General features: G+C 34.4%; 16 protein-coding genes. 7 read left to right on the top strand and 9 right to left on the bottom strand.

Features of this window, described 5'->3' with window-relative positions; all coding sequences use genetic code 11:
• Positions 1 to 84 precede the first annotated feature (84 nt).
• From AC22L0_RS13335 to AC22L0_RS13325, 3 genes are all read right to left on the bottom strand, one after another.
• Positions 85 to 900, bottom strand: coding sequence for a class C sortase (locus tag AC22L0_RS13335; protein WP_087967229.1), 816 nt, complete (start codon positions 898 to 900; stop codon positions 85 to 87).
• A gap of 141 nt (positions 901 to 1,041) precedes the next feature.
• The gene (locus AC22L0_RS13330) at positions 1,042 to 2,706 is read right to left on the bottom strand and encodes a SpaH/EbpB family LPXTG-anchored major pilin (protein ID WP_058839720.1); all 1,665 of its coding nucleotides are present in this window, start codon (positions 2,704 to 2,706) and stop codon (positions 1,042 to 1,044) included.
• A 32-nt stretch (positions 2,707 to 2,738) separates the two neighbouring features.
• Positions 2,739 to 5,732, bottom strand: a complete 2,994-nt coding sequence (locus tag AC22L0_RS13325; protein WP_087967227.1) for an isopeptide-forming domain-containing fimbrial protein — start codon at positions 5,730 to 5,732, stop codon at positions 2,739 to 2,741.
• Positions 5,733 to 6,051: 319 nt separating this feature from the next.
• Between AC22L0_RS13325 and AC22L0_RS13320 the strand changes: the two genes are divergently transcribed.
• The 3 genes from AC22L0_RS13320 (at position 6,052) to mscL (ending at position 8,696) form a co-directional block, all read left to right on the top strand.
• A complete protein-coding gene (locus tag AC22L0_RS13320; RefSeq protein ID WP_087967225.1) occupies positions 6,052 to 7,140 on the top strand; it encodes a response regulator in 1,089 nt (362 codons plus the stop codon).
• Positions 7,141 to 7,239: 99 nt separating this feature from the next.
• Positions 7,240 to 8,166, top strand: a complete 927-nt coding sequence (locus tag AC22L0_RS13315) for a Gfo/Idh/MocA family protein (protein ID WP_001025050.1) — start codon at positions 7,240 to 7,242, stop codon at positions 8,164 to 8,166.
• A 128-nt stretch (positions 8,167 to 8,294) separates the two neighbouring features.
• Positions 8,295 to 8,696 (top strand): large conductance mechanosensitive channel protein MscL, encoded by a 402-nt coding sequence (gene mscL / locus AC22L0_RS13310; protein ID WP_000267010.1) that lies wholly within the window; start codon positions 8,295 to 8,297, stop codon positions 8,694 to 8,696.
• Positions 8,697 to 8,744: 48 nt separating this feature from the next.
• Here mscL and AC22L0_RS13305 read toward each other — a convergent pair whose 3' ends face one another.
• Positions 8,745 to 9,017 (bottom strand): DUF3917 domain-containing protein, encoded by a 273-nt coding sequence (locus AC22L0_RS13305; protein ID WP_000636589.1) that lies wholly within the window; start codon positions 9,015 to 9,017, stop codon positions 8,745 to 8,747.
• A 152-nt stretch (positions 9,018 to 9,169) separates the two neighbouring features.
• Here AC22L0_RS13305 and dhp61 point away from each other — a divergent pair, with 152 nt between their 5' ends.
• From dhp61 to AC22L0_RS13290, 3 genes are all read left to right on the top strand, one after another.
• The gene (dhp61, locus tag AC22L0_RS13300) at positions 9,170 to 9,466 is read left to right on the top strand and encodes a protein Dhp61 (RefSeq protein WP_000386756.1); all 297 of its coding nucleotides are present in this window, start codon (positions 9,170 to 9,172) and stop codon (positions 9,464 to 9,466) included.
• Positions 9,467 to 9,548: 82 nt separating this feature from the next.
• On the top strand, positions 9,549 to 9,785 hold the full coding sequence (locus AC22L0_RS13295) for a DUF3949 domain-containing protein (protein WP_000637899.1): 237 nt from the start codon (positions 9,549 to 9,551) through the stop codon (positions 9,783 to 9,785).
• Position 9,786: 1 nt separating this feature from the next.
• Positions 9,787 to 10,149: a DUF4288 domain-containing protein gene (locus AC22L0_RS13290; protein ID WP_002103708.1), complete on the top strand. Its 363-nt coding sequence runs from the start codon at positions 9,787 to 9,789 to the stop codon at positions 10,147 to 10,149.
• Between the two features lie 34 nt (positions 10,150 to 10,183).
• Here the strand turns inward: AC22L0_RS13290 and ccpA are convergent, their stop codons facing one another.
• The 5 genes from ccpA to AC22L0_RS13265 all read right to left on the bottom strand — a co-directional run bounded on the left by ccpA (position 10,184) and on the right by AC22L0_RS13265 (position 14,890).
• The gene (gene ccpA, locus AC22L0_RS13285) at positions 10,184 to 11,182 is read right to left on the bottom strand and encodes a catabolite control protein A (RefSeq protein ID WP_001103297.1); all 999 of its coding nucleotides are present in this window, start codon (positions 11,180 to 11,182) and stop codon (positions 10,184 to 10,186) included.
• 491 nt (positions 11,183 to 11,673) lie between these two features.
• Positions 11,674 to 12,747, bottom strand: a complete 1,074-nt coding sequence (locus AC22L0_RS13280) for a bifunctional 3-deoxy-7-phosphoheptulonate synthase/chorismate mutase (RefSeq protein WP_016110801.1) — start codon at positions 12,745 to 12,747, stop codon at positions 11,674 to 11,676.
• Between the two features lie 164 nt (positions 12,748 to 12,911).
• Positions 12,912 to 13,934 carry a CamS family sex pheromone protein gene (locus AC22L0_RS13275; RefSeq protein ID WP_000738025.1) on the bottom strand — a complete coding sequence of 341 codons (1,023 nt, stop codon included), beginning with the start codon at positions 13,932 to 13,934 and terminating at the stop codon, positions 12,912 to 12,914.
• A 117-nt stretch (positions 13,935 to 14,051) separates the two neighbouring features.
• Positions 14,052 to 14,378 (bottom strand): bacillithiol system redox-active protein YtxJ, encoded by a 327-nt coding sequence (ytxJ, locus tag AC22L0_RS13270; protein ID WP_001057469.1) that lies wholly within the window; start codon positions 14,376 to 14,378, stop codon positions 14,052 to 14,054.
• Entirely contained in the window at positions 14,378 to 14,890 is a 513-nt protein-coding gene (locus AC22L0_RS13265; RefSeq protein ID WP_001197720.1) for a DUF948 domain-containing protein, read from the bottom strand. Before AC22L0_RS13265 ends, ytxJ begins: the two co-directional genes overlap by 1 nt.
• A gap of 187 nt (positions 14,891 to 15,077) precedes the next feature.
• Here AC22L0_RS13265 and AC22L0_RS13260 point away from each other — a divergent pair, with 187 nt between their 5' ends.
• Entirely contained in the window at positions 15,078 to 16,193 is a 1,116-nt protein-coding gene (locus AC22L0_RS13260) for an aminopeptidase (RefSeq protein WP_000654731.1), read from the top strand.
• Positions 16,194 to 16,226: the final 33 nt, after the last annotated feature.

The raw sequence follows: 16,226 nt of genomic DNA, 5'->3' as shown, positions 1-16,226 counted from the left end.
TTCAAATCTTTACCATAACATATCACACTTTCTTTATCGAGTGAATAATAACTATATTCTAAAAATATTTCCATCACTCGTACTTTAACGTTTTTTCACTTTAAAATAAAGAAACATTCCAATGAAAAATAATAGAACAATTACTATTCCAATCATCCACTTTTCTACTACAAATGGATTCACTTGAGCCACAACTGCTTCCTTTTCTTTCACTTCAAAAGGAACCCGTTCCCCTCGAACTATCAATCTATGTGTATTTACTCCATAAGGTGTGCATGTAACTAACGTAACGTAATCTTTATTTTTCACAACTAATAAAGCATTCGTTTCATTTGGTAATACAACTTTTATTTGATCCACCTTATAAGCAAGCACTTTATTTAATGAATGTATGTAAAAAGTATCTCCCTTCTTCACCTTATCCAAGTCCGTAAATAATAAAGCAGAAGGCAAACCACGATGCCCCGTTAAAACAGCATGCGTACTTTCTCCCCCTACTGGCAAAGAAGAAGCATTAATATGTCCTACTCCTCGGCTCAAAACATTTTCAGATGTGCCAGCATAAATTGGAAGCTTTACATCAATTGTAGGAATTTCAATATACCCCATACTCTCACCTACATTTAATACATCTGCATATGAACGTCCACTCTCGTCGCCCCCTTTTTCATTAAATGGATCCGAAAATGACTGTGACGTCGTCTGGACATTTTTATTATATTCATTCGCTTCTTTCTCCCTACGTTCAATTTCTTTTTGCTGTAACTCTTTTACTTTTTTATCATACGAACTAACCGCTGAATAATGAGCTCGTGTTGCTAACCAATTACTAACTGTTGGATATAAGAAAATACAAAGTCCCAATAAAAAAATAGCACCAAATATAATGTTACGTTTCATCATATCCTCCTATAAAGTGAAACTTTAATCAGTGTAGGTTTTGTTCATCCCACTGATTGTTAGCCCTCAAATAACGGGCTAAAATGCCGAAAAAGAGGAAAGGCCTCCCTCTCCTCTTTTCATTACCGTTTAAATCGCTTATTAATTATTTGTTGCTTTTTTTCTAAAGAAAACAAATGCTGCTATTATCATTAATACAAGACCTACTACAGTAAATAAGATTGTACCGATACCACCTGTTGAAGGTAAAATCCATCCACTCTTATTATTTTCTACAGTAAGTGTAACTGTTTTATGATCAGCATCAATCTTTACATGAATTGGCTCTCTTAATTGTTGATAACTACCTGTTGTACCATCTTCTTTTTCATAAGTTGGAGCTTTCGTTTCCACAACTTGATACTCACCGTAAGGTAGCTTATTCCATGTAATTACACCATTTTTATCAGATGTACCTACTACTTTCTTTCCATCGATTTCTACTGGATTTCCTTTTGTATCTTGCAGCGCAAATTCTGCACCTTCTAATTTCTTACCATCCTTCCCATCAACTTTCGTTAATGTAATACCACCAGTCGTTGGAGTAACGATAACTGGTTTTGTTGCCTTCTCACCTGTTACATCATCTTTGTTTTTAAATGTAATTGTTGCCGTATTCGGAATCTCTACTCCTGTTTCTACGCCATCTCTAATTTGTGCTTTAATTTGCAAATGAAACTCTTTTTTGTTATCTAATTTAGAGAAATCTTTTACAGTAGCCGTTACTTTTTGACCGTCTACAACTACTTCTACAACACTTGCATCTACTACTTTACCATCAATTTTTACAACTGGTTGATCTTGAATTTCTAATCGACTATCTAATACATCTGTTACGACATAATGTTTATAATCCTTAATATCTTCTGGAATTAGTGTTTTAATATCATAGTTATAATCCGTCTTCGTATTAATTGGTAAATTGTTTAAATCTCCATTAATCTTCTTATCAATTGTTGGTTCTTCATAGTTTTTCACATCAACTTTAACTACTTCACCAGAAGTAACTGTACCATCTTTATTAATTACACCAGATTCTTTAATGAAGAATTCATATTTTTTCGGATCCAACACATAACCATCTAGCGCTTTCGTTTCTAAAAAGTAATACTTCCCGTACGATAAGTTACCGACACGAATTTTACCATTTCCATCTGTCTCCAAACCTTTTTCTAACTCTGTTCCATCTTCTTTATATAAAGAGAATTGAACACCCTTTAACGCTTTATTTTCCACACCAATTTTTGTTAATTCTACTGCACCACGTTTCGTTTCATTTTTCGGATAAATTTTAACATCATATGTTAATACTTTCCCATCTTCACTTGTCATCGGGATATCAACTTTGTATGTTTTTGTGTCTATATTTACATGTGGTGGTCCAGAAATTTCTTTCACTTCGTAACGACCTAGTGGTAAATCGCCAAAAAATGCAATCCCATCCGCATTCGTTTCAACTTCAATTGGAACTCCATTTACTGGTTTGATGTCTTCTTTAACAATTTTCCCATCGTTTGAAATTGTTCCAAATGATTCAACTTGTTTAATTTGATACACAACTCCTGCTAAAGGCTTCGCATCTTTAGGAATTTCTACTCCTTTAGAGCTACTTTCTTTTAAAGCTGGATTATTAAGCGGCTCTTGTTCAAATTTATGGATTGTTAACGTGCCTTTTTTTTCACTTTTCGATTCCGCTTTTATTAACATACTTGGCAATGAAGCAAATGCTAGCAAAAAGATTAAAAACATACTTAAAAATTTTTTCATTTCTCGTTCTCCTCTTCTACCAATTTAATATTCTAGTAATTACTATTTCTCTTATGGAAAAACAAAAATACAACTACAATCATTAAAAAAGTACCAATTAAATAAAATACATTTGTTCCAGCACCGCCTGTGTTTGGAATTTCCCACTCGCTTTTTTTGTTTTCTACTTTTAACGTTTGTGTAGGTGTCGCTGCCGTTACCTCGACCTCAATTGGATCACGGAGCAACATATATCCATTCGGCGCTTTCACTTCTTTAATCGTATATTTTCCAAACGGTAGTTTCTCTAAGCTAGCCTTGCCATTTTCATCTGTAATTAACTTTCCAACTTCTTTTCCTTCTTGGTTAAAAACTTGAAATTCCGCATGTTGCAACTTAATATTTTCATCAGCTGCATCTACCTTTTCAATTTCGATCTTACCTATAGATGGCGGAATAACAACTACTTTATTCGAACTAATTGGCGTATTATCAAATATGAGCTCTGCTATATTTGGCACGCCGCCATTTGCAATATATTTCGCTAACACCTCTACTGGTGTACCTTCTGCTATCTTGCTTTTAATATGCATCGTGTACTTTAAACCAGCTAAATACGCATATGAACCATCTTTCTTCTCTAACTCAATTGTCACTTTCTTTGTTTGCTTATCAATGTTCGGTGTTACTTTTACAACTTCACCTTTTTCATTCATAAGCTTCACATCTAAAATATCTAGAATATCCTCTAAGTCATCTTGTAAGGTAACCTTCTCTAAATTTGCTGTATCATTACCAAATTGATATGCTACATTCCAAGTAAGCTCTTCATTTCTCTCTTGCAATGTACCCTTTTCCACTTCTTTCTCATTTTGAGTAGAAACGGTTTTTGTTACTTTCGGTTTTTCCTTCGGAGGAACCACATACACTTCGTTAGATTTCACTGACTTATTATTTAGTACTAACTCTGCTGTATTTGGGATTCCACCTTTTACTATATAACGTGCTAATTCTGATTGATTTACACCATCAGCAATTTTAGATGTAATTTGCACCGTATATACTTCACCTGTTAAATACACATAACTTCCTTCTTGCTTCAGTACTTCAATCATTACCTGTTTCTTAGCAGTATCAATTTTTGGTTTTATATTTACGACTTCACCTTTTTTATTGATGACCTTCACATCTAATATGTCTAAAACATCTTCTAAATCATCTTGTAATACGATAGAATCGTATCCACTTGGTGAACTTCCAAATTCATACTGCACATTCCAAACAAACTTCTCTTTTACATTGGATAATGTAGCCTTTTCCACGTTCTTTTCATCATCATCCGATACAGTCTTGCGTAATTTCGGTTCTTCAATTGGTGGCTTCACAATGACTTTATTAGAAACAACTGGATTGTTATCTATAATGAGCTTTGCCGTATTCGGAACGCCACCTTTATCTAGGTACCCTTTGATCACATCGATATTTGTACCAATCTTTATCTTCGCTTTAATCGTTAATCGATATTGTCCACCAGCTAAATACGCGTACGAATCATTTTGCTTTGGCAACTTATACGTTACAATTGACTTTTCTTTATCTATAACTGGCGCTATATTTACAACTTCGCCTTTTTCATTTACTAATTTCGTCTCTAAAACTTCTAAAATATCTTCCAAATCATCTTGTATAACGATTTCTTGTTTTGACTCCATATCAAATCCAAAGTTGTAATTGACATCATATACAAATTCTTCATGCAATGAATTTAACAATGCCTCATCGACCAGTTTTTGATCTGAATCAGAAACTTTTTTCGTTACCGCCGTATTACACTTAGTAGCATTTTCATTCGGAAGTGCCTTGACGGCTTGAATATCAAACTTTTGATCAAAGAACATAAAATATCCATCCGCAACATTAAATTCTTTCGATTGCGGTGTTTTTTCCTTCACCTTATAAGTGACTTTATAAGTTCCTTCTGGCTGTCCGTCTAAATCCCAAATGATCTGATTCCCTTGTATAACAGGCTTTGTATTAACACCATTTGGACCAGACCCTTGCACACCTGTTACGAGCAAATCATTATTAATATTTAAAATCAACTTATCTTTTTCTTTTTTTGTCACTTTTGTAACGGTTTCAATTAAATTTTTTGTAAACTCTTCAATATCATTTGCCAGTACAAACCATTCCGGTTTTGTTGCCATCTTTTTTAACTCTTGCCTTGCATATGGACCTACTTCTTTATCGTACTTAGTATAATATTGGTCAGATGCTGCTAGTATACTTTTATCTTCCCAAAAAGCTGTAACAAGTTTATATCCCGCGTTTTTTATATTTTGAGCCTCTGTAGTTACTTCCTTCAAAGCACCTACATAATCTTGCCCATATTCATTCGACCTATAACCTGTGCCCTGATCCGTTAGTTGATTTGTTAATTTGTAAATATAGCCATCCTTTCGAATGTTAGCAACACCATCTGTAACAAGCAGAAAAACTGTTTCTCGGTCTGGATCATTTTGTCCCTTCGCTTTCTCATACTCAGCTAACGCAAACTGAAGACCACTGGCAGTTGGTGTACCGCTATCTGGAGTTATTTTATTGATGCCATTCTTTGCTGAGGTAAAGTTATTAGTTAATCCTGCTTGCAAGGTTGTTTTAATCCCATTACCTCTACTTTCAAGTACACGACCGTCACTAGCTTTATATCCCTTATAATCTTGATAACTCGTTACCATAATCCGATCCGTCGCAGGATTTAGTTCATCTACGATATTGCTCAATGCTTTTTTCACATTTGGCATTGTGCCTTTGAAACTTCCACTTGCATCTTGCACAATAACAAAATCAACTTTCTTTTGTTTTGGTGCTGGCCACTTAAAACTTAGCTCCCCTTCATGCTCCCTTAAACACATATTCCCTGTCGATTTAGTTGTTACCTTATGCTGCACCGCTTCCACCGTATTAGCAGCAACCGCTATTATCCCTGGGCTAATCACTTGAAATACGAGTAGAAGCAACATAAATAATGTGACGTTCTTCTTCATCGTTCCATCCTCTCACTTAACATAAATTTATCTCGCCTCATTTCCCCCTTTTTCGCTAAATTACTTTTACGCTCAAAGTATAAATTGGGACACTGAACAAAAACTGAACAAAAAAATCAAAAAATATAAATATTTAAATAATTTATCGTATATAACAATTAATAAGAATCATTTATAATAGTAATTACAAATAATTACCATGGAATATTTATGGTTATTTATGGAGGAATGAAAAATGTCCTATTTTGTCTAAATATTTATTGATGATATGACTTGAGTTAAATCATTAAACAAGATTGTAAGAAAGAGGTAATGAACTATGAGGGCAATTATTGTTGATGATGAACCATTAATACTCCAAAGACTTGAAAAGATGTTAAAAGAACTTCAAATTTTTAAAGATATCGTTTGCTTTGATGATTGTGAATCTCTTAGTTTTTATAGTAAAGATCATACAATTGATGTCGCATTTCTTGATATTGAGATACCTGAAAAAAATGGCGTTATGTTAGCCCGCGAACTACAATCAAAACATAAAAATATAAAAATAGTTTTCATTACAGGACACGACCGTTATGCGGTTGAAGCATTTGAAATTTATGCATTGGATTACATTATGAAACCTATTACGAGGGAAAGATTGCATAACACTATTCAACGTCTTATGCAAAGCATGACGATTGAAACAACTAATTCCTCTACAATAGAAACTTCGATACTCAATTGCCTTGGTGAGTTATATTATGTAGATCATGAAAAAGACAAAAAAATCCCCCTAGAAAAATGGCGCACAAAAAAAGCGAAAGAACTATTTTTATTTTTAGTTCATAATCGAAATAAAGTTATTAATAGAGATACTTTAATTGAATTACTCTGGTCAAATACTGATTTAGAACAAGCAAGAGTAAATCTACATTCAGCCATATATCAAATTCGAAGAACCATCCATGCTTACGAAATGAATGTAAACATTACTCGAGTGAATGACGGATATAAACTCGATTTACAAAACATTTTGATTGATGTTGATCTATTCGAACAAGCAGCAGCCGCTCTTCCAAAAGAAATATGTAGCGATACATTAGATAAATACATTGCATGCCTCTCTTTATATACTGGAGATTACCTTATTGATATGGACTATTGGTGGAGCGAAGGAGAAAGAACAAGATTACAAAACTTATATTTTCAACACGCCTTTTCCCTTATTCGTTTTTATATAGAAAGCGCGAGTTACACTGAAGCAATTGATATTTGCATGCGTATGCAATCTATGAATCCATTTGAAGAAAATACGTATCACCATTTAATTTCCTTATACGCTAAAACAGGGAATAAAACAGCTAAACAAAATCAAGAAAAAATGCTACACAAATTATTAAGCGACAGCGAACTTACTATGATATAAAGAATCTCTCAATATAGATTCTTCATTTTTGCCATTCTCAGCTATCCTATGCTACATTTATTCCGGCATATAAATATTGAATAATAAGGCGGAGATAAAATGAATATACCTAAAATCGGAATGATTGGACTTGGAAGTATTGCGCAAAAGGCCTATCTTCCAACACTTACAAAAGAAACTGATTGGAATTTTGTAGGGGCGTTTACACCTAATGCAGAGAAAAGAAAACAAGTTTGCCAGCAATACCGAATTCAAGACTTTCATTCTATTGAAATGTTAGCTTCGGAATGCGATGCAATCTTCGTTCATAGTTCAACTGCATCGCATTATGAAATCGTTTCCGAACTTCTAAAAAAAGGGATCGACGTTTATGTTGATAAACCGCTAGCAGCTACAGTGGAACAAGCTGAGCAACTAGTCGAGTTGAGCGAGAAGTATAACCGAAAATTAATGGTCGGATTTAATCGCAGATTCGTTCCTATGTATGTCGCTGCCAAAGAACAGGCTAATGATATTTCATGGATTCGAATTGAAAAGCATCGTACAAATAAAGTCGGGCCATATACGTACGACTTCACTATGTTAGATGATTATTTACACATTGTAGATACCGCTCGCTGGTTAGCTAATGATGACCTTAACGCCGTTCACAATATGATGCAAATCAATGAAAAGAATGAACTTCTTTACGGACATCATACATATACAACTCCAAGTGGACTGTTACTTTCTACTGCAATGCATCGCCATGCCGGTACTAATTTAGAACAAATTGAACTTGTAACGCCAGGGAAAATCATTCGCGTAAAAAATATGAATACATTTGAAATTGAACAGGAAAACTCAGTTTCACAAAGTGGTTCCCCATCATGGGATACGACGTTAAAACAACGTGGTTTTGAAGATGCTGTTCATCATTTTATTGAGTGTGTACAAGGCGATACAAAGCCCGTTGTAGATGGATTAGAAGGATTAAAAACACAGCAAATGCTACAATCTTTACTAGATGATGTAAACAAAAATTAAAACGGATACATTTTTCAGAATTTACTTTCATTCCCATTCCCTCTTTATTTCTCTCATAAATTTCTATAGAATATGTTGATAGGAATTATAAATTTCATAATGAATCGTGGAAAGGATGGGATTAACACATGTGGAACGAGTTTAAAAAATTCGCTTTCAAAGGGAATGTCGTTGATTTAGCTGTCGGGGTTGTAATCGGTGCTGCATTCGGTAAAATCGTTAGTTCTTTAGTAAAAGATATCATCACACCATTACTTGGTATGGTATTAGGTGGCGTTGACTTTACAGATTTACACTTTGGATACGGTAAATCTGCTGTTATGTATGGTAACTTCATCCAAACAATTTTTGACTTCTTAATTATCGCAGCTTCTATCTTTATGTTTGTTAAAGTTTTCAACAAACTAACATCTAAAAAAGAAGAAGAAGAAAAAGAGGAAGAAATTCCAGAACCAACAAAAGAAGAAGTTCTTCTTGGCGAAATTCGCGACTTACTAAAACAGCAAAACTCTTCTAAAGATAGAGCATAATTGAACGGATAAAAAGGCATGTCCCTCGGGACATGCCTTTTCTATATGCTATAACGTTTCCGAATTCATATGAATAAATAAAATAATACCAGCAACCATAAGTACCATAATGCTACCTGCAAATAGTGTAATACCAATAAACATTAAACTTGTGCTCATATCTACTGATACACTTTCAATAAAAATAGAAATTACATACGTGATAAGGGCAATTCCTGCAAGAATACTTCCTGGAACAAATCGCTTTAAACCATTTTGTTTTAACGTCATATATGCAAAAATAGCAGTCATACAAAGCGTAATTATCCAAAGAACGATCATCTCTTTTCCCCCCTCACAAGCCTTTTCTTTCTATTATACATGACATTGCCCTATAATAGTTAAATTTGCACTTATGTGACATATAACAAGGAATAGCCCCATCTATAGCGAAGGCATTATAACATACACTTATACAATAAGGAGGCTTTCATTTGGACTATACTACTACATATAAATTAGAGCTATCCGAACGATTCGATTATGTTACGATTGACTTAGACAAACAGTTTTTTTACATCGAAGTTGTAAATTTACAAAGTAATATAACTGTACTAAAAATATCAATTAACTTGCAAAAAGACGAAACGATGGTAGAGGGAAATATAATTCATTATGATACTTTTCACGTAGATGCATTATTACAAGGATTGAAATATGTTGCTCGAACATGTATTGATCACAATTTAAAAAACCAAAAGGAACTGTTCGCATTTTTAGAAGAAAATTAGCTCCAACAAAAAAAATGGTTATTTTTTCTTTTTATTGATATAATTGTTATATAGAAATATTCTTTATAGGGGAGTGTTCATAATGATTTGGATTTCACTAATCGTATTAGCTTATTTCATCATTCTCGTCCCAATACAGTACAACTACATTAAAATGCTCAAAGAAAAACAGAAAAAAATGAATGTCTCACAAAACGAACTATATGACAATATGTCTTATGAAGAATCCCAAGTACATTACCATTATCAAAGTAACGTATTTACAATACCTGCTTCGCTTGTCGCAAGTATTATTTATAAAGTGAAACATGCAGCATAATATGTACGCTGTAAAATTATTGTTTGAATCTGTTCATTGTAGTGAGCCTGATCCTACGAAAATTGATGAGCATTATGAAGAGAATCACGATACACTTTTTGAAGAAAGTATTATTCTTGTTAAAGCAAACAATTTAGAAGATGCTCACGAACTTGGTAAAAAAATTGCTATGCAATCTGAAGATACGTACGATAATGTGTACGGTGAGCAAATAACGTGGAAGTTCCGAAAAGTGTTGCATGTGTTTGAATTAGACGATACACCATTTGAAACCGGAAAAGAACTGTACGCAAGATTTTTACACATTAAGAAAGACGAAATGGTAAATGCAGTCGTACAAAAATACTATCCTGAATCCGAATAAAAGCTCACAGCAATCGCTGTGAGCTTTTTTATACTTACTTCGTTGAATCTCTAAATTGGATACGGTGAGGTAAGATAACAGTGTGATCTTCCACTTTTTCTTTGTTCATATACTTTGTTAATAGACGCATTGCTACTGCACCGATATCATACATCGGTTGAACAACTGTTGAAAGCTGCGGACGAACCATTAATGCAAGACGTGTATTATCGAAACCAAGTACTTCTACGTCAGTTGGTACGTTTAATCCAGCGTCTTGTGCTGCATGGATTACACCTAGTGCCATTTCATCAGAAGACACGAAGATTGCTGTTGGCTTTTCATCATTGCTCCAAAGCTTTTCGAATGCTTCGATACCTGAGTCATATGTGTAATCTCCATCGATTACAAGATTTTCATCATATGAAATACCAGCTTCTTCTAAAGCTTTTTTATAACCTTGTAACTTCTTCGCACTTCCCGCTTTATCAATGAAAGGACCAGAGACGAAACCGATACGTTTATGTCCTTGCTCGATAAAATGCTTCATTGCATCATAAGCTGCTTGTGTATAATCAATATTTACTGATGGCGTTTCATTTTGCTCATCAAATGACGCTGCTAATACAATTGGTACTGGAGATTTTTTAAATTCTTCAATGTGAATGTCTGTAATATCTTCACCCATGAAAACAATTCCGTCCACTTGTTTTCCAAGCATCGTATTTAATAAATGGAACTCTTTCTCTTTGTTTTGGTCAGAGTTACTTAAAATAATGTTATATTTGTACATTGTTGCGATATCTTCAATTCCACGTGCAAGTTCTGCATAAAACGTATTTGAGATATCAGGAATAATAACACCTACTGTAGTTGTCTTCTTACTTGCTAGTCCACGTGCTACCGCATTTGGGCGGTATCCTAAACGATCAATTGCTTCTAATACTTTCTTTCTTGTTGTAGGCTTTACATTTGGGTTACCGTTCACAACACGAGATACGGTAGCCATTGAAACGTTTGCTTCGCGCGCTACATCATAGATTGTTACGTTCATCTCATCGCACACTCCTTCTATTTTTGTTATCTATTTTTATGTATCGGTTACTTGAATGAAAAAAAGACATCAACTCTATTTGCAGATGCCACCAATCGTCCCGAGTTCTTCCTTTTACTAATGATACGATAAAAACGCAGACTCATACAATATTTTCCCGCAAAAGTTTCGAAAAAATTCGCTTCTTTTCTCGTATTTTCGTATTTTTTATGAAAAAAGGGCATTTTTTGTAAAAAAATAGATGTTTCCTAAGTAGAAATCTTATTTTAAGCAGTACGATAGTAAATGAAATTTATATCGGCGATTTTTCGAATATATCGACTGTAACTCGAAATATATCAGCGATTTTCCAAATATATCGACCGCAACTCTAATTATATCAGCGATTTTTTAAATATATCAACTTACCAACAAAAATCGACAATGACAGTCGCTATACAATAAGAGAAAGCTGTTCCAAAATGCCTTTTGGAACAGCCCATTAAAAGTTTTTATAATTTACTTCCAAATGATTTTAATTCATTCATAAAATCATTGAACTGCGGTATATTCATTTGTTGCGCTGCATCAGATAAAGCTACAGCTGGATCTGGATGTACTTCAGCCATAATTGCGTCTGCACCAATTGCCATCGCTGCTTTTGCAGTTGGTAAAAGAAGGTCACGTCGCCCTGTAGAATGCGTTACATCGACAACGACAGGTAAATGTGTTTCTTTCTTTAAAATCGGCACAGCGGAAATATCAAGCGTATTACGCGTCGCTCTTTCATACGTGCGAATACCTCGTTCACATAAAATAATGTTCCCATTTCCCTTTGCCATAATATATTCTGCCGCATTAATGAATTCTTCAATCGTTGCTGATAGACCACGTTTTAATAATACTGGTTTATTTACAGCACCAGCTGCCCTTAGCAAATCAAAGTTTTGCATATTGCGAGCGCCAATTTGAATAACATCAACGTAATCTAATGACATCTCAATATCATTCGGATTTAAAATTTCACTAATAACAGCCAAATCATATTCATCTGCTACCTGGCGCAAAATTTGTAATCCCTCTAATCCAAGACCTTGAAAATCATACGGTGAAGTACGTGGTTTGAACGCACCACCACGCATTAATTTCAGACCTTGTTCTTTCATTGCTTCAGCAACTTGACGTACTTGTTCATAACTTTCCACTGCACACGGCCCCATAATAAAATGCTGATTTCCGTCACCAATTTTTTCACCATTAATTTCAACAATCGTATTTTCTGTTTTTTTCTTACGAGAAACAAGTAATGCTTTACGATGATCATCTTCTTGTAATTCTAAACCAGCTTGAAAAATTTGTTTGAAAATATGTTGTAAAGTCGAAGTTTCAAATGGACCATTATTATTCTCTGCAATTAAATCCAGCATATTTCTTTCACGTACAGGATCAAAACGTTTCACACCTTGTACTTCTTTTAAATTACCAACTTCTTGTACGAGACGACCTCTTTCGTTTAGTAACTCTAATATTTGTAAATTAAGTTGATCAATTTCAGAACGTAAACGACCTAATTGTTGTGATGCCATAAGAAAGCCACCTCTTTCAAATTCCTATATGTTACTTTTTTAAGATAACTTATTATAGCTGATACATATACGATTGTCACACGATATACAGCAATGAATTACTATCAAAAAACGTTGTATATTTTCATTTAAAATAAAAAAAGACAGTTTACATACTGTCTTTTTTACAAGAAGGAAACAAACGGTTTATCACTGTTTTTCTCTTTTATAATCACAGCCTCGATTTTACTCTCGGACTTGATCTGTAATTGTACTTTCGCATCTTTAGGCAATTTGTCTAACATACCTTGCGCAGCTAATTGGGTAAGAGCCATTAATTCTGTTTTACCGTTATATTTAATAACAATATTCATATTTAATGTATCCATTTGATCTTTCTTATAAGAAACTTTAGCGTTGACTGGAATAAAATCTCCATTAGAAAAACCTTTTATTTCCTTAGCAAAGTTATTTATTTTTGTATTATCTTCTCCATGTGCTTGTGTAAATTCATCAGAAGGATATGAATACGACTTTTCATCAATTGTACTCCAATTTCCAAGGTTCGTATCATTCTTTTGAACAGTAGCACTAGCAATATACGTACCATTTTTTAAAGAACTAGTACTTTCTTGCTTAAAGATAGCAAACGTAATTGGAGATTTGTTATACTTATCATTTTTGTTAATAGCTTCAATAAGTTGTTTAGCAACTTCAGTCCCTTTAGACATAGCTTCTTCATTCGATACACTTGAAGACATAGCTAAACCTATCATAACACCAGATAAACTTAGTTCATTTGAATTCTGTTTTCCGAAATAGTCTTGTTCTATAATATTCGTCAAAACTGGCGCTTCTACTTTCGCAACTAGTTCATCAATTAGTTTCTCTGGAATATACTGGTTTAATTGCAGTACGTGACTCTCTGTATCAAATTGCTGCGTTGCAATATTTATTAAACCATTTTCATACTCTGCTAAATCTAATTTAGAATTTGTTTTTATATTAGCTGTATTAATAACCTTTTGTTCTTTTAAAGGAATAACAGTTCTATAATAATCTTTAGAAACAGCAGTTCTCGGAATCATACTTTTTTCTTTTGTATCTTTTTGTATAACTTCATCCTTCTTACTAATCGTATTACTATTGTTACTACAAGCTCCCAGTAATAAACTTACGACTGCGAAGGATAATGCCATTTTCTTCATTACTTAAAACCTACTTTCAACAATCTAGTTATTTAGTTTGAACTATTAATAGTGTACCACTAAATATATTTCAACAAAAACAAAAAAAAGAAGCAAGCACCTTTAGCTTGCTTCTTTTTACTTTATATTCTCTTCTAAAGCATCTTTTTTAATATTCCAATGAGATGTATTCCATACTACCATCCCATCTTTTATGTATAGCACTTGCGGTGATTCATGTCTAATACTGTATTGTTCTGCAACACGATTTGACACATCTCTCGCATCTTGTACGTATAAGTAATACGCTGGCACTTCTCTTTCTTCGCTGCAATACGCTTGAAATTCTGTGTATGCACCGTGACTAATCGGGCATGTCGTACTATGTTTAAAAAGCACATACGGTTCGTTCTTTTCTACTAAGACTTCAAGCTCTTCAATTGTTTCAAGTTTTGTCATATTCATCACGATTCACCTCTCATACGAAATCTAGAGCGCTTCTCTTTCTTTTCAGCTTTTTTCTCAATTCTTTCTAATTTACGCTCTTCTTTTTCAACCTTCTTCTCTTGTCTCGACGCACGGTAATGATTGTATACTTCAATCGCCGCACTGCTCCACTGTACAACTTGCGCTACTTTATCAGCGTTATTTTCAATTTCGTCCGTTACAGAGTCCGATACATTACGAAGCTTCGTATTTAAAGATTGGATTGTCGTTCCAATCCCATCTACACCCGCTACCACTTTATTTAATGACTGTGACTTCTGTTGAATATCATCAGCTAACGCATTCGTTTTATGTAATAATTGCTCTGTCTCTACGCTAATTCCTTGCATTTGCTTTTCTAAACCTTCTAACGTGCTTGCAACGTTTTCCAACGTCTTCTGAACCGATAACAACGTTCTGCATACATACACTACTAATACTGCGAAAGCAACCGCGATAATAGCCGCACTTACATATAAAAGAACTTGCATTTCATCACTTCCTTTATCTTTTTCATACTTTCCCCTATTATACAATCATTTTCCGTTTCATTCTAATCCCTATCTCATCATTAGAATTTTCATACTTATTCGTTAACTGTAACATAAATCATTCAACAAATTCCACTAAGTAGGTTACAATAGGAGAGGATACATAATTAGTAGGGAGGCTTTACATATGAAAGATCCACGTATTGAAAAGTTAGCATACAATTTAATTAACTACTCTATCCGCTTACAAAAAGGTGAAAAAGTATTAATTGAAAACTTTGGCTTACAAAAAGAACTTGTAACTGCACTTGTAAAAGAAGCATATGCAGCTGGTGGTTTCCCATTCGTCTCTTTAAAAGATCATCAAGTAGATCGCTCTTTATTAATGGGTGCTACTGAAGAACATTTCGAACAAATCGCTGCATATGAAGCAAGCGTAATGAAAGACATGGACGCTTATATCGGCCTTCGCTCTGGTGATAATATTAATGAACAAGCTGACGTTCCAAGTGAGCGTATGAAAGTTCATGGCCAAACAGTTGGTAAAAAAGTTCATAGAGACATTCGCGTTCCAAAAACACGCTGGGTTGTTCTTCGCTACCCAAATGCTTCTATGGCACAGCTTGCTAAAATGAGTACAGAAGCTTTCGAAGACTTCTACTTCGAAGTATGTAACTTAGACTACGGTAAAATGGATAAGGCAATGGATAGCCTTGTTACATTAATGAATAAAACAGATAAAGTTCGTTTAACTGGTCCTGGAACTGACTTAACATTCTCTATTAAAGACATTCCAGCAATTAAATGCTCAGGTCATTTAAACATTCCAGACGGTGAAGTATACTCTGCACCAGTTCGTGATTCTGTTAACGGTACAGTTTCTTACAACACACCATCTCCTTACAACGGTTATACATTTGAAAATGTACAACTTAAGTTTGAGAACGGTCAAATCGTTGAAGCAACTGCAAACGATACAGAGCGCATTAACAAAATCTTCGATACAGACGAAGGCGCACGCTACGTTGGTGAGTTCGCAATTGGCGTAAACCCATACATCTTACATCCAATGGGAGACATCCTATTCGATGAAAAAATCGATGGCAGCTTCCACTTCACTCCTGGACAAGCTTACGACGATGCATGGAACGGCAACAACTCGAACATCCACTGGGATTTAGTATGCATCCAACGCCCTGAATACGGCGGCGGCGAAATTTACTTCGACGACGTACTAATCCGTAAAGACGGACGCTTCGTTGTACCTGAACTAGAAGCTTTAAACCCAGAGAACTTAAAATAATAATAAAAACGCTCGGAATTTTCGCCGAGCGTT

The organism is Bacillus sp. LQ01, from assembly GCF_057624735.1.
The sequence above is the reverse complement of the archived record's forward strand: the minus strand, read 5'-3'. Positions and strand labels throughout refer to the sequence as shown.

Excerpts from the sequence above, each read along its gene's own strand:
- ytxJ (WP_001057469.1), bottom strand. The coding sequence starts at position 14,378 with ATGAATATGACAAAACTTGAAACAATTGAAGAGCTTGAAGTCTTAGTA.
- AC22L0_RS13305 (WP_000636589.1), bottom strand. The coding sequence starts at position 9,017 with ATGATCGTTCTTTGGATAATTACGCTTTGTATGACTGCTATTTTTGCA.
- AC22L0_RS13295 (WP_000637899.1), top strand. The coding sequence starts at position 9,549 with ATGATTTGGATTTCACTAATCGTATTAGCTTATTTCATCATTCTCGTC.
- AC22L0_RS13325 (WP_087967227.1), bottom strand. The coding sequence starts at position 5,732 with ATGAAGAAGAACGTCACATTATTTATGTTGCTTCTACTCGTATTTCAA.
- AC22L0_RS13320 (WP_087967225.1), top strand. The coding sequence starts at position 6,052 with ATGAGGGCAATTATTGTTGATGATGAACCATTAATACTCCAAAGACTT.
- AC22L0_RS13260 (WP_000654731.1), top strand. The coding sequence starts at position 15,078 with ATGAAAGATCCACGTATTGAAAAGTTAGCATACAATTTAATTAACTAC.
- AC22L0_RS13275 (WP_000738025.1), bottom strand. The coding sequence starts at position 13,934 with ATGAAGAAAATGGCATTATCCTTCGCAGTCGTAAGTTTATTACTGGGA.
- AC22L0_RS13330 (WP_058839720.1), bottom strand. The coding sequence starts at position 2,706 with ATGAAAAAATTTTTAAGTATGTTTTTAATCTTTTTGCTAGCATTTGCT.
- AC22L0_RS13335 (WP_087967229.1), bottom strand. The coding sequence starts at position 900 with ATGAAACGTAACATTATATTTGGTGCTATTTTTTTATTGGGACTTTGT.
- mscL (WP_000267010.1), top strand. The coding sequence starts at position 8,295 with ATGTGGAACGAGTTTAAAAAATTCGCTTTCAAAGGGAATGTCGTTGAT.
- AC22L0_RS13290 (WP_002103708.1), top strand. The coding sequence starts at position 9,787 with ATGTACGCTGTAAAATTATTGTTTGAATCTGTTCATTGTAGTGAGCCT.
- ccpA (WP_001103297.1), bottom strand. The coding sequence starts at position 11,182 with ATGAACGTAACAATCTATGATGTAGCGCGCGAAGCAAACGTTTCAATG.
- AC22L0_RS13265 (WP_001197720.1), bottom strand. The coding sequence starts at position 14,890 with ATGCAAGTTCTTTTATATGTAAGTGCGGCTATTATCGCGGTTGCTTTC.
- AC22L0_RS13315 (WP_001025050.1), top strand. The coding sequence starts at position 7,240 with ATGAATATACCTAAAATCGGAATGATTGGACTTGGAAGTATTGCGCAA.
- AC22L0_RS13280 (WP_016110801.1), bottom strand. The coding sequence starts at position 12,747 with ATGGCATCACAACAATTAGGTCGTTTACGTTCTGAAATTGATCAACTT.